The sequence below is a fragment of the Enemella evansiae genome (assembly GCF_004362375.1).
In the GTDB taxonomy this organism is placed as follows: Bacteria; Actinomycetota; Actinomycetes; order Propionibacteriales; family Propionibacteriaceae; genus Enemella; species Enemella evansiae.
Map to the genome: position 1 here is coordinate 121,905 of NZ_SNXA01000013.1, position 13,186 is coordinate 135,090.

Annotated in this window: 13 protein-coding genes; 6 read left to right on the forward strand and 7 right to left on the reverse strand. The window is 68.9% G+C overall.

Going from position 1 to position 13,186, the window contains the following annotated elements:
• Positions 1–111 precede the first annotated feature (111 nt).
• From C8D81_RS18170 to C8D81_RS18180, 3 genes are all read right to left on the reverse strand, one after another.
• Entirely contained in the window at positions 112–1,023 is a 912-nt protein-coding gene (locus C8D81_RS18170) for a type IV toxin-antitoxin system AbiEi family antitoxin domain-containing protein (protein ID WP_133626547.1), read from the reverse strand.
• Positions 1,024–1,159: 136 nt separating this feature from the next.
• Entirely contained in the window at positions 1,160–2,497 is a 1,338-nt protein-coding gene (locus C8D81_RS18175) for an MFS transporter (RefSeq protein WP_208109384.1), read from the reverse strand.
• An 88-nt stretch (positions 2,498–2,585) separates the two neighbouring features.
• Positions 2,586–3,155 carry an NADPH-dependent FMN reductase gene (locus C8D81_RS18180; RefSeq protein ID WP_208109385.1) on the reverse strand — a complete coding sequence of 190 codons (570 nt, stop codon included), beginning with the start codon at positions 3,153–3,155 and terminating at the stop codon, positions 2,586–2,588.
• A 192-nt stretch (positions 3,156–3,347) separates the two neighbouring features.
• Here C8D81_RS18180 and C8D81_RS21075 point away from each other — a divergent pair, with 192 nt between their 5' ends.
• The 3 genes from C8D81_RS21075 (at position 3,348) to C8D81_RS18200 (ending at position 7,687) form a co-directional block, all read left to right on the forward strand.
• A complete protein-coding gene (locus C8D81_RS21075; protein ID WP_166646883.1) occupies positions 3,348–4,481 on the forward strand; it encodes a hypothetical protein in 1,134 nt (377 codons plus the stop codon).
• 171 nt (positions 4,482–4,652) lie between these two features.
• Positions 4,653–6,866, forward strand: coding sequence for an NADP-dependent isocitrate dehydrogenase (locus C8D81_RS18195; protein WP_133626548.1), 2,214 nt, complete (start codon positions 4,653–4,655; stop codon positions 6,864–6,866).
• A 122-nt stretch (positions 6,867–6,988) separates the two neighbouring features.
• Positions 6,989–7,687 carry a type 1 glutamine amidotransferase gene (locus C8D81_RS18200; protein ID WP_133626549.1) on the forward strand — a complete coding sequence of 233 codons (699 nt, stop codon included), beginning with the start codon at positions 6,989–6,991 and terminating at the stop codon, positions 7,685–7,687.
• Positions 7,688–7,690: 3 nt separating this feature from the next.
• On the opposite strand, the gene C8D81_RS18205 is transcribed toward C8D81_RS18200, so the two are convergent.
• Genes C8D81_RS18205 through C8D81_RS18215 form a run of 3 tightly spaced genes read right to left on the reverse strand, consistent with a single transcriptional unit; the run spans position 7,691 to position 10,133 of the window.
• The gene (locus C8D81_RS18205; RefSeq protein WP_094356105.1) at positions 7,691–8,272 is read right to left on the reverse strand and encodes a GNAT family N-acetyltransferase; all 582 of its coding nucleotides are present in this window, start codon (positions 8,270–8,272) and stop codon (positions 7,691–7,693) included.
• Between the two features lie 2 nt (positions 8,273–8,274).
• A complete protein-coding gene (locus tag C8D81_RS18210) occupies positions 8,275–9,558 on the reverse strand; it encodes a low temperature requirement protein A (protein WP_094356104.1) in 1,284 nt (427 codons plus the stop codon).
• Positions 9,555–10,133, reverse strand: a complete 579-nt coding sequence (locus C8D81_RS18215; RefSeq protein WP_094356103.1) for a TetR/AcrR family transcriptional regulator — start codon at positions 10,131–10,133, stop codon at positions 9,555–9,557. Before C8D81_RS18215 ends, C8D81_RS18210 begins: the two co-directional genes overlap by 4 nt.
• 64 nt (positions 10,134–10,197) lie before the next feature.
• On the opposite strand from C8D81_RS18215, the gene C8D81_RS18220 reads away from it, so the two are divergent.
• The gene (locus tag C8D81_RS18220; RefSeq protein WP_166646884.1) at positions 10,198–11,538 is read left to right on the forward strand and encodes an MFS transporter; all 1,341 of its coding nucleotides are present in this window, start codon (positions 10,198–10,200) and stop codon (positions 11,536–11,538) included.
• Positions 11,539–11,547: 9 nt separating this feature from the next.
• Complete coding sequence (locus tag C8D81_RS18225) at positions 11,548–12,369, forward strand: HAD-IIA family hydrolase (protein WP_094356101.1); 822 nt, start codon at positions 11,548–11,550, stop codon at positions 12,367–12,369.
• 10 nt (positions 12,370–12,379) lie between these two features.
• Here C8D81_RS18225 and C8D81_RS18230 read toward each other — a convergent pair whose 3' ends face one another.
• Positions 12,380–12,724 carry an iron chaperone gene (locus C8D81_RS18230; RefSeq protein ID WP_133626551.1) on the reverse strand — a complete coding sequence of 115 codons (345 nt, stop codon included), beginning with the start codon at positions 12,722–12,724 and terminating at the stop codon, positions 12,380–12,382.
• A gap of 48 nt (positions 12,725–12,772) precedes the next feature.
• Here C8D81_RS18230 and C8D81_RS18235 point away from each other — a divergent pair, with 48 nt between their 5' ends.
• Entirely contained in the window at positions 12,773–13,174 is a 402-nt protein-coding gene (locus tag C8D81_RS18235) for a DUF3224 domain-containing protein (protein WP_133626552.1), read from the forward strand.
• Positions 13,175–13,186: the final 12 nt, after the last annotated feature.

The following is a 13,186-nucleotide window of genomic DNA, read 5'->3' on the forward strand; positions in this document are numbered from 1 at the left end:
AGATGAGCCCTGCTCGCACCGGGCACCCAATTGTGCGACCGGGCACCCGATCCGGCCTGACTGGATCGGGTGCCCGGTGTCACTCTCAGGTGCCCGGACGGGTACGCCGGTTCACGCGGCCCGATCGGCCAGCTCGAACGCCCGGGTCAGCAGCCGCCCGAACGCCTGCCGATCGTCCAGGTCCTTCCAGATCCACCGGCTCATCCACGGCCCCTGGCGCCGGATCGCCTCCTCGCGGTGCTTCTCGAACAGCACGACGTCCTGCACCGACTGCCCGGGCTTCAGCTTGCGCCCATACTTCACCAGGCCGTCGAATTCACCGACCAGGTTGTACCGCTCCCAGTAGAAGTCACAGCGGGCAACGAACTCCCCGTCGGGGGTGAAGAACTCCTTCTGCAGTTCGGGTTCTGGGAGCCCGAGCTCATGGATCAGCCAGCGGGAATGGGACTCCCCGACCGATTCGCTGGCGGGATTCGCGAACCGGACGAGCCGCCGCGCCTGGATGCTGCCGGTCAGGTGCGGACGAGCCAGGATCGCCAGGATCTCATCCCGATCTGCTCCCTTGGCCAGCGCCACATCGAGCGCGGCCACGGCGTGCACCGCGGGCAGCGAGCGCGCCAGGTCCGCGGCGGTCCACTCCAGCGAGGTGACCACACCTGACTCGGTCTGCCGCTGATGTTCCGCGGGGACCAGAGCGCGATGCAGGTGCATCCCGGCGCGGACCTTGCCACCGTGTCCGGGGCGGGTGATGTGCACCGGCCCGAGCCGGCGCTCCGGCACCGGGAGTTCATGGACGATCGCGGCGGAGAGATGGCTCAGCACCCCGCCGGGCCTCACCCGCGGCAGCGTCGCTTCGATCCGGCGGAGATGTTCGGCGCAGCGGTCCAGTTCGTCTGGTTCACCGAACCCGGCACGCCAGTAGACGCCATTGCGTACCCGGGTCAGCTCCCCCTTCCGCACGAGCGCCCGGATCTCATGGGTGCACAGGCCCTCGTCGAGCAGCTCTGCGGTGCGGATCAACATGGAACCCAGTCCAGCGCACCCGACGCACCCGTGGGGTTCCCCGGAAGCGGTTATCCACAAGAAATCCGAGCCGCCGTCACGCGTGCCCGACCGGGCACGCCCTCATCACCAGCTCATGCGCGCGGGTTCGCACCCCTCACTCGGCGAGCGCACGGTCCTTCTGCTCGGGCATCGTGAGAGCGGCGAGCGCGCCGATCGCGAAGGCGGCGGCGAAGGTGGCGAAGACCAGCCAGTTGGAACCACCGGCGGCCTTGACCAGCACCGGTACCAGCAGTGGGGCGACGATCGAGGCGATCCGGCCGAACCCGGCGGCGGCACCGGTCGCCGAGCCGCGTACCGCGGTCGGATAGAGCTCGGGGCCGATCGCGTACAGCGCACCCCAGGCGCCCAGGTTGAAGAAGGAGAGCGCGCACCCGGTGGCGATCAGCGTCGCCGGCGTACCAGCCAGGCCGAACAGCCCCGCGGCGACCGCCGAACCGATCAGGAAGGTGGCCAGCGTCGGGCGCCTCCCCCAGCGTTCGATCAGGTAGGCCGCGGCGGCGTACCCGGGCAGCTGGGCCAGCGTGATGATCAGCGTGTACTCGAAGGATTTGAGCAGCCCGAAGCCCTGATTCACCAGCAGCGTCGGCAGCCAGATGAACGCGCCGTAGTAGCTGAGGTTGATGCAGAACCAGACGATCCAGAGCGCCGCGGTACGCCCCCGCAGCCGCGGGGACCAGATCGACATCGGGTTCGCCGGGGGCTCCTCGGCCGCCGGCGGTGACGGCACCGGTGCCACCCCGGCCGACTCCTCGAAGGTGCGGACCGCCCGCTCGGCCTCGTCGATCCGTCCCCGCTTTTCCAGATAGCGCACCGATTCCGGCAATCCGAAGCGCACCACTGCGGCGTACACGGTGGGGACCAGACCGACGGCCAGCGCCCATCGCCAGCCGTCCGGCACATTCGGGATGAGGAGGTAACCGAGCAGTGCCGCGAGGATCCAGCCGACGGCCCAGAACGCCTCCAGCGCCACCACGATCCGACCGCGGATGTGGCGGGGGGCGTACTCGCTGACCAGGGTGGAGGCGACCGGCAGCTCCGCCCCGAGGCCGAGCCCGACCAGGAAGCGCAGCGCGATCAGCACCGCGACCGAGCCGGCGAGCGCCGACGCCCCGGTCGCCAACCCGTAGACCAGCAGGGTCAGCGCGAACACCTGACGCCGGCCGAAACGGTCGGCGAGCAGCCCGCCGAGGGTGGCCCCGACGGCCATCCCGACGAAGCCGATGGAGCCGATCCAACCGAGGGTGGTGGCGCCGAGTCCCCATTCCTTGGCCAGGGCGGCCATCACGAACGAGATCAGCCCGACATCCATCGCATCGAGCGCCCAGCCGATCCCGGAACCGCCGAGCAGCCGGCCGTGTGCGCGGGTGAACGGCAACCGGTCCAGCCGCTCGGAGCGGGTCAGGCTGGTGGTGTCTTGCGGAGTGCTGGTCACGGTGGCTCCTCGTTCCCGCCCGGGCGGGCGCGACGTTCGCCCGGCAGGGCGCGACAGGTGGGGTCAACCTATCGCGCCCCGGAGGCGATTATTCGCCGGTTCGTACCGTGTGCAGCGCCCGGGAGAGCTGCTCGAGTTGATCAAGCTCGCCGGCCAGGTCCGCGGCGTGCCGGGCATCGGGGTCGAATCCGTTCGGCCCGAAGTCGTTGAACAGCGACAGCGACACCTGGTCGCGGACCGCGATCAGCCGCAGGTTGGCGGCGATCACGCGCCACTGCTCGATCGCGCGTACGCCGCCGGCGGCGCCGTAGCCGACCAACCCGAGCGCCTTGTCGCTCCACTCCGAACCGAGCAGATCGAAGGCGTTCTTCAGCGCGGCCGGAACGCCGTGGTTGTACTCCGGGGTGACGAAGACATAGCCGTCGTAGGAGTCGACCACCTTGCTCCACTCCCGGGTCTGCGGGTTCTCGTACTGCTTGTTCGCCGCACCGGGCACCGTCGGCTCCGCGAGCAGGGTGAGGTTGAAGTCGGCGAGGTCGACCAACTCGTAGTCGGCACCCGCCCGGTTGGCGGCCTGCGCGGCCACCCAGTTGGCCACGGATTCGCCCAGCCGGCCGGGCCGGGTGCTGCCGATGATGATGGCGATCTTCAGGTTCATGGGTCTCCTCGTCCTTGGTGGTTGAGCGTTCGATTCCCGGGTCGGCAACCGTACGCCCCCGCCGCAGTATTCCGTACCGGCCCGGCCCGGTGAACGCCGGTGAGCAACCTCACGGCCGCCCCGCTGGCGCTCGCTTGTCGGCACCCTCTACAGTGGCAATGATTTCTCTCAGGTGTTTCTCAGGAGTGACTGGTGTCCCGACCGGCCCGACGTGCGGCAGGCCCCCTTCCCGCAGCCGACCCCGGTGACGGCCGACCCCGCCGCGCCCAGGCCCAGCCGGCCCGCGCCGCTCGGTCCGCCTCCGCCTCCGGCAGCCTGCGCCCCCGGGCGCTGCGCGTCGGCCTGCTGAGCGCCAGTCTGACGATGATCGCGGTGGCTGCGGTCGCCGTCACCCCCGACCTGATGGCCGGCCGGCTGAGCGAGACCCCGGCTCCGGTCGCCGCCCGGGTCGACCTGGCGCCCGCGGTCGTCCCGGGCGTCGCCCCGGAACTGCCGATCGCGCCGGCCGAGCAGCGCGCCGAGCGACCGGATCGCGACCTGGTCCGCCCGGAGCTGCCGATCGCGCCCTCGCCGGCACCGGTGCCCACCACCGCGCCACCGGCCCCGGTCGCACCCCCGCAGACCAGCAAGCCGGCTCCCCCGCCGCCCCCGCCCCCGAAGCCGGAGGTGGCAGGCATACCCAACCCGTGTTCGATCGACCTGCCGATCACCGATTCGATGAGCGCCGCGACGATCGCCGACCGGGCAGAACGCCAGTGGGGGTTCACCCTCACCGGCCCGCAGTGGCGCGACAACAGCTACCGCCCGGTGGTCAAGCTGTTCGCCGAGACCCTGGACTCGGTCGACTGCACCGACTATCTGAACCGCGTCAAGGCCGGCAACGGCGGCAGCCTGGAGATCAACTCGCGCTCCACGAACTCCTGGGCCTGGGGTGACTACGGACTCTCCCGCGCCGGTGTGGTCACCCTCGACCTGACCAAGTTCAAGCAGGGGTACGCCGATGGCGACCGGGGCCGGTTGGTCCGGTTGATCATCCACGAGATGGCCCACTCGCTGAACGCCGACCGTGGCGAGGAGCCGGCGTACTGGCAGCGCTATCAGCGCGTCTGGTCGGCCAACGGGCCGGTCACCGACTACGGCAGCAACCAGACCGAGGGGTTCGCCGACGCGGTCGGCTACTACGTCGCCCGTTGCGCCGCGGACAACCCGTACGCCACCACCAAGCAGCGCGCCTACTACGAGTTCGTGAAGACCAACATTTTCGGCGGCCGGGAGTTCGGTGGCCCGGTGGGCACCGGGCAGAGCTGCGACGGCGAGGGCCGCTGACCCTCCCCGACGGCGGTTGAGCGAGTGCAAGCACCCCCACACACGGCGGCTGAGCGAGCGCAGCGAGTCGAAGCCCCGTACCCCCAAGACCGGCCGGCCGACTGGTGTCGATCCGATACGCTGCCCAGTGGACAAGACCTGTAATCGGCAGCCGAGGGAGACACCACACCGATGCCAAAAATCATCTACACCCTGACCGATGAAGCGCCGATGCTGGCGACCTTCTCGTTCAAGCCGATCGTGGACGCGTTCGCCGCCGCGGCAGGCGTCGAGGTGGAGGCCCGGGACATCTCGCTGGCCGGCCGGATCCTGGCCGCATTCGCCGACCGACTGCCCAGCGATCAGCGGGTCGCCGACGCGCTGGCCGAGCTCGGCGAGCTGGCGAAGACCCCGGACGCGAACATCATCAAGCTCCCCAACATCTCCGCCTCGGTCCCCCAGCTGAAGGCTGCGGTCGCCGAGCTCAAGGCCCAGGGATTCGACCTGCCGGACTACCCGGAATCGCCGCAATCCGAAGCAGACAAGGAGATCCGGGCCCGCTACGATGCGGTCAAGGGTTCTGCGGTGAACCCGGTGCTGCGCGAGGGCAACTCCGATCGCCGCGCCCCCGCGGCGGTCAAGAACTATGCCCGCAAGCACCCGCACTCGATGGGTGCGTGGACCCCGGAGTCGAAGACCGAGGTCGCCACAATGAGCGATCACGACTTCCGGCACAACGAGGATTCGGTGATCATCCCGGCCGCCGACACCCTGCAGATCCGGCTGGAGGCCAACGACGGCAGCACCACCGTGCTCAAGGAGAGCATCCCGGTGCTCGAGGGCGAGGTCATCGACGCCACCTTCCTGAGCGCCGGTGAACTCGATGAGTTCCTGGCCGAGCAGATCCGCCGCGCCAAGGAGCAGGACCTGCTGTTCTCGGTGCACCTGAAGGCGACGATGATGAAGGTCTCCGACCCGATCATCTTCGGCCACGTGATCAAGATCTTCTTCGACGAGGTCTTCGCCAAGTACGGCGACGATCTCGCCGCCGCCGGGCTCAGCCCCAACGACGGTCTGGCCGCGATCTTCGCCGGCCTGGAGAAGCTGCCCAACGGTGCCGAGATCCGGGCCGCCTTCGATCAGGCGATCGCCGACGGGCCACGGCTGGCGATGGTGAACTCCGACAAGGGGATCACCAACCTGCACGTGCCCAGCGATGTGATCGTGGACGCCTCGATGCCGGCGATGATCCGCACCTCGGGCCAGATGTGGGGCCCGGACGGCAACCAGGCCGACACCCTGGCGGTGATCCCGGACAGCTCCTACGCCGGCATCTACCAGGCCGTGATCGACGACTGCCGCAAGCACGGGGCGTACGACCCGACCACCATGGGCTCGGTCCCCAACGTCGGGCTGATGGCCCAGAAGGCCGAGGAATACGGCTCGCACGACAAGACCTTCGAGATCCCGGCCGCCGGCCGCGTGCAGATCGTCAACTCCACCGGTGAGGTGCTCACCGAGCACCAGGTCGAGGCCGGCGACATCTGGCGTGCCTGCCAGACCAAGGACGCCCCGATCCGGGACTGGGTGAAGCTGGCCGTCGACCGGGCCCGCGCCTCCGAGACCCCGGCGGTGTTCTGGCTGGACGAGACCCGCAGCCACGACCAGAACCTGATCACCCTGGTGCAGAAGTACCTGGCCGAGCTGGACACCGACGGTCTGGACATCCAGATCATGTCCCCGATCGATGCCGCCCGCTTCTCGGTGGAGCGGATCCGCGAGGGCAAGGACACCATCTCGGTGACCGGCAACGTGCTGCGTGACTACAACACCGACCTGTTCCCGATCCTGGAGCTCGGCACCTCGGCCAAGATGCTGTCGGTGGTGCCGCTGATGGCCGGCGGTGGCCTGTTCGAGACCGGGGCCGGCGGTTCGGCACCCAAGCACGTGCAGCAGTTGATCGCCGAGGACTACCTGCGCTGGGATTCGCTCGGCGAGTTCCTGGCGCTGGCGGAGAGCCTGCGGCACCTGGCCGGCACCTACGACAACGCCGGCGCCCGGGTGCTCGGCGATGCGCTGGACAAGGCGACCGAGACGCTGCTGAACGAGAACAAGTCCCCCGCCCGCAAGCTCGGCCAGATCGACAACCGCGGCAGCCACTTCTGGCTGGCCCGCTACTGGGCCGAGGAGTTGGCCAAGCAGACCGAGGATCCCGAGCTGGCGAAGAAGTTCCAGCCGGTCGCCGAGCAGCTGGTCGCCCAGACCGATGCCATCGACGCCGAGCTGATCGGGGTCCAGGGCAAGCCCGCCGACATCGGCGGCTACTACCGCCCCGATGAGGACAAGACGATCGCGGTGATGCGGCCCTCGCAGACCCTCAACGAGATCATCGACCAGCTTCGCTGACCTCAACCCCCGACGCTCATCGAGCAGCAACCCCGGCACCGCGAAGCGGAGCCGGGGTTGCGTGTCGAGATGCCCCGCTCGCTCAGGGAACGGAACGGGCTGGGGGCGCTAGCATCCGACTCGTGCCGACGATCACCGTGCTGCAACCCGATCCCGAGGTCCCGCTGGGCCGCTTCGAGCCCTGGCTCAGCGAAGCCGGGATGCAGCTCGAGCTGGTACCGCTGTGGAACGCGGAGCTCCCGCAGATCGCCGACGGGCTGCTGATCCTGGGCGGTCGGATGAACTGCCACGCCGAGGCCGAGCACCCCTGGCTGCCCGGTGTACGCCGACTGGTCGCCTCCGCGGTCGAGAACGGTACGCCGACCCTGGGCATCTGCCTGGGGCACCAGATCCTCGCCGAGGCGCTCGGCGGCGCCGTCACCGTCGACCATCCCGACGGCCGCGAGGAAGGACCCCAGGAGCTGCACTGGTCCCCCACCGCCGGCTCCGACCCGATGCTGGGATCCCTTGCCACCCAGGGATCCTGCCCGGTCGCGATGTCCCACCGGGACGTGGTCACCAGGCTGCCCCCGGGTGCGATCGAGCTGGCCCGCACCGACCGCTTCACCCACCAGGTGTTCCGCGCCGGCTCCGCGGTCGGCGTGCAGTTCCATCCCGAGGCGTCACCGGAGCAGGTGGCCCGCTGGGCCGAACTGACCGGCGGTGATGCCGCCGGCGATCGGGCCGCGCTGACCGCGGTCGACACCGAGGTGTCCGCCGCGGCCCGCGCGGTGGCGTACGGCTTCGCCGATCGGCTCGGCGCGACCCGCACGACCCGCTGAGGGTCAGTCCTCGGGGACTTCTTCCTGCTCGACCTCCCAGTCCCGGTCCGGGACGTGCGAATAGACCCACATCGAATAGCGCTCGGCCCCGATCCGCTGGTAGGCCCGCAGCAGTCCCTCGCGCTGGTAACCGGCGTCCTCCGCGGCGCGCCAGGAACCCTCGTTCTGCGGTTCGACGTGCAACTCGACGCGACCGATCTCATCGATCGTGTCGGCCCAGTCGGTGATCAGCCGGAGCGCCGCGGCGGCGTACCCCTTGCGGCGATAGCGTTTCGCGATCCAGTAACCGACACCCGCACGGCCGTGCTGGACCTCATGGGTGCGCAGGATGATGTGCCCGACCGGGGCGTCGGTCTCCAGATCGGCGATCGCGAAGGCGTACCCGTAACCGGTCACCATCCGCTCGTGCTGGCGGGCGATCCACTCCATCGCGTCGTCGTGGCGGCCGCTCGTGGGGACGGTGGTGATCAGCGGGATCAGCGGATCGTCGGCCACCTCGCGGACGATGGGCACATCGTCGTCACGCCAGGGGCGCAGCCGGACCGGGCGCCGTTCCAGTATCGGCAGTTCCTGTGGCAGCGCCATCCTCACCCCTGTTTCTTCGCGGCCAGCAACGTGGCCTCGTCGCGGGCGATGTGCCTGTGGCCCACTGTCTCATAACCGACCACCGACACCCACGGCGCCAGCATCACCACGATCAGGCACCAGCCGATCGAGACACCCCGGCTGGCCATCAGCATCGCGACCGCGATCACCGCACAGGTGACGATCACCAGCATTCCGTGGAACCCCTGATGGCCGCCGTGTGCACCGCGATAGACCGCGTAGTAGAAGGCGTTCACCGACAGCACGAAGAGCAGCACCGGAATCGCGACCGCCCCGACCACCTGGAACTCGGAGATGGTCGCCTCTCTGGTGATCCAGTAGGACGAGACGTGCAGGCCGGCGCCCACCGCGGCGATGCTGATGAAGACGGGGAAATGCAGATAGGCGAAACTCAGCACACGTTCCCGGTAGTACTCCAGGATGGTCGCCGAGTTGGCCGCGTAGTAGACCCACCACATGGCGAAGGTGAGGCCGATACCAGCGATCACGACCAGCACGGCCTCGAAGGACCAGTTGTCGTTGCCGACCACCGCGCTCAGGCTGGCCACCGTGCCGATGACGCCCTCGCCGAGGGTGACGATCGCCAGCAACCCGTAGCGTTCGGCGATGTGCTCGGGATGCCAGGGGGTGCCCACCCGTCCGCGCTCGGCGAAGACCGGTCCGATGAGTTCCAGAACGACCAGCACCACGCTGATCCCGAGGCCGACCGGCAGGCTGAACGGGACCAGCGCGACCACGATCCAGCCGGCCTGCGCGATCACCAGGTTGGTCAGGTAGGCGTTGATCTGCGAGCGCCGCTCGGGATCGTTCCTGCGCGCCCGCAGCCAACCGACCAGCAGGGCCAGCCGCATCACCACATAACCGAGCACGATGGTGCGGTTGTTGAGGTGGTCACCCTCCTCCACCGACTTGAACATCGGGGGGATGCCGAGCGCGAAGATCACCACGCCGACCATCACGATCATCGCCTGCAATCGCGAACCCCAGTCGTCGTTGTCATAGGCGCTGGCGAACCAGGAGTAGTTGATCCAGGCCCAGATGATGCAGAAACAGGCGAAGGTCATCCCGAGCAGCGCCGGCCTGAGTTCACCCTTGGCGAGCAGTTCGGCGAACTGGGTGCCGGCGACGGAGAAGGCGGCGGCGAAGGTGAGGTCGAACAGCAGCTCCAGCGGTGAGGAACTGCGGCCCTTCTCGTTCGGGTCACGCGGGACCAGTGGCCGCAAGCGATGCAGGGTGCCCGGGGAGGTGCTCTCCTGGTTGCTCATCTTGACATTCTCGCCGATCGGTCGAGGAATTCGGAGAGGGATTCTGCTGCACATACAGCGGTCGTGTGACCGGCGAGCACCAGCGAGCCGAGGCCGTGCACCAGGGCCATCGATTCGCGTGCCAGCCCGGCCGCCTCGTCCTCGGTGAGTATCGGGTCGGTGCGCCGCCAGAGTTCGGTCAGCTGACCGGCCAGCTCTGCGAGATGGGCCCGGTACGCCTCCGCGGCGGGTGAGTTGGTGGTGATGGCGAGCAGCTCGAGGGAGACCCCCACTCGATGCAGGGAACTGCTCGCCTCGTCGGTCGGCAATGCCGCGAGCAGGAAACTCTCCAGCGCCCGGGTCGGATCGTCGATGGCGTCGGAGGCGGCTCGCCAGCGCGCGATGCCACGGGTGGAGAGTCGGGTCAGCGCGGCGTGCAGGAGTTCGTCCTTGCTGTTCCCGTAGTACTGCACCAGCCGCAGCGAGACCCCGGCGCGCGCGGCCACGGCGCGCATCGTCACGGCATCGAGGCCACCCTCACCGAGCAGCGCCTCGACGGCGTCCAGGATCTGGCTGGTTCGGTCCTCCGCGGCCATGGGTACGCCTCCTGATCAGCTTGATACGTTTGTATCAGTTATACGCACGTATCAAGGAGGCGTGGTGTCGGAGCGGTTGACGTTGTGGGTGGCTTCGGTGGCTCAGCTGGTGGTGGTGCTCGACGTCTCGGTGATGAACGTCGCGCTGCCGGCGATCCGGCGGGATCTGGGCCTCGGCCCGATCGGCACCTCCTGGGTCGCGATGGGTTACAGCATCGCCTTCGCCGGAGCCCTGCTGGCCGCCGCACGGCTGGCGGATTCCTTCGGCGCGGCCCGGGTGCTGCTGGTCAGCGTCCTCGGATTCACCATCTCCAGTGTGATCGGCGGGTTGGCGACCAGCGGGTGGCTGCTGGTGGCCGCCCGGGTCGGGCAGGGGTTGTCCGCGGCCGCGATCTCACCGGCCACCTTCACCTTGCTCACCGTCACCTTCGCCGAGGGTCTGGAGCGCTCGCGCGCGATCGCGATCTGGACCGCCGTCGGTGTGGCGGGTGGCGGCATCGGCAACATCCTCAGTGGGGTGCTGACCGAGCTCGTCTCCTGGCGTGCGGTGCTGTTGATCAACCTGCCTATCGGGCTCGTGGTGACCGCTGGGGCGTACCGATTGGTGAGGGGACGGCCGACGGAGCACCCGACTCACGGGCGGCCCGACTGGCGCACGGTGCTCGCATCCCTGGTGGCGATGGGCGCCCTGGTCCAGGGACTCTCGCTGCTGTCCGAGGATGGCCCCAGCGCGAGCACGGGTGGCGCTCTGTTCATCGCGGTGGCGGCCGGTGCGGTCTGGCGGCGGCTGGATCACCGCAGCCACGTGCCGCTGATACCGCAACGGTTGTGGCGGCGAACGAACATCGCGCTCGCCACGCTCGCAACCCTGTTGACCGCATTCTGTTTCCAGGTGGGGATCTGGTACTTCCTCACCTTCCGCCTGCAGGACGGGTGGGGTTACTCGCCGATCCGGACCGGGCTGGCGTTCCTCCCGCTGACCGGGGCAGTACTGGCGGTCAATCTGTTGCTGGTGCCGCGACTGCTGGGGTGCTTCGGTCCGCGGTTGCTGATCGGAACGGGCGCCCTGCTGGCCGCGGCCGGCGTGCTGTGGTTGGCGTACGCACCCGAGGGCGGAGTCTGGGTGGGGCTGGTGCTGCCCTCGCTCGTGGTCGGCGCCGGGGGTGGGTTGTTGAACACCCCGCTGGCCACCGTCATCAGCTCCGGGGTCCCGAGCGACGAGGCGGGTGCCGCGTCCGGGTTGTTGAACACCGCGAAGCAGTTCGGCGGGGCGCTCGGGTTGGCGACGGCGAACATCGCGCGGGTGCTGTCCGGTGATCCCGACGCACCGTTTCTGCTGATGGCCGGTGCACTGGTGCTGGTGAGCGGGTCGTCGGTTCTCCTCCGCCGGCCGATCGGGCCCTAGACTCATCCCATGGCCATCACACCTCCTCCGGCGAACGCGCCGCACGTCGATTCGTGGCTGACCGATATGGACGGCGTCCTGGTGCGCGAGGAGCATGCGATCGGTGGCGCGGCGGAGTTCATCGAGGCGCTGCAGAGCAACGGGTTGAAGTTCCAGGTGCTCACGAACAACTCGATCTACACCCCGCGGGATCTGCGGGCGCGGTTGCTGGGCAGCGGGATCGACGTCCCGGAGGACCACATCTGGACCTCGGCACTGGCGACCGCGAGCTTCCTGGCCGAGCAGCGGCCGGGCGGCACGGCGTACGTGATCGGCGAAGCGGGGTTGACGACCGCGCTCTACGAGGCCGGTTACACGATGTCGGTACGCGACCCCGATTACGTGGTGCTGGGTGAGACCCGGACCTACTCCTTCGAGGCGATCACCCGGGCGATCCGGTTGATCGAGAACGGTGCCCGCTTCATCGCGACCAACCCTGACGTGTCCGGGCCGTCGGCCGAGGGCACGCTGCCGGCGACCGGTTCGGTGGCCGCGCTGATCACTGCGGCGACCGGCCGAAAGCCTTACTACGTGGGAAAGCCGAACCCGTTGATGATGCGCACCGCGCTCAATCGGATCGAGGCGCACTCCGAGCACACGGTGATGATCGGCGATCGCATGGACACCGATATCGTCAGCGGGCTGGAGGCCGGGTTGCGGACGATCCTGGTGCTCACCGGTTCCACCTCCCCCGCCGACATCGAGAAGTTCCCCTATCGCGCGACCCGGGTCGCCGACTCGATCGCCGATGTGGTGGATGTGGTGCATGAGCGCACCCCCTCCGCCGGCTGAGCGAACCCAGTCAGCCGAGGAGTGCGCGCAGCGTCCGCCGGATCAGTTCGGCCGGCAGCGGTTCGGTCAGCGTGAACCAGAGCGTTCCCTTGCCCCGTTGAAAAGGCGCCAGTTCGGCGGCCAACTCGTCATCACCGGGAATCGGGTAGATCGCGACGTGGTCCCGCCAGCCGGAGATGTACGCCCGGCCCTTGCGACCCGGCTCCTGGTAGCCGAGGATCCCGTAGCTGAGCACCTCGGTCGCGGCCGGTAGGGACTCCCGGGCCAGTCGCCGCAGCTCGTCGAAATGCTCCCGGGACGCCGCCGGCACCGATTCGACGTATTCGTCGACCGTCTGGGGCTTGTTCTCGGCCATGGCGGCATCCTACGGTGAGGAGAAGCGTCGACCTGCAGGGAGCGAGCAATGGCCGAGGATCCAGACACCGAGCGCGAGGCCACGGCCGAGTTCGACATCGAGATGACGCCCGGTGATCCGCTGCTGACCACCACCGGGCGCCTCGATTTCACCAAGACCTGGACCAGTGGGATGGTCGGCACCGGCCGCGGGGTGATGATCTCCGGTGGTGATCCCGGAGCCGGTGAGGCGGGATACGTCTGCCTGGAGATCTTCGAGGGCAGCATCGATGGTCGCGAGGGATCCATCGCGTTCCAACAGTTCGGGAAGATGTCCGACGGCAACAGCGAGCTGCGTTACGAGATCGTGCCGGGCTCCGGCACCGCCGAGCTGTCCGGGATCACCGGGGTCGTCGAGCTCGAGGTCGATCAGCAGGGTCAGCATCACGTGCGACTGCGGTATCGCGGTTGAGCCGATCCAGCG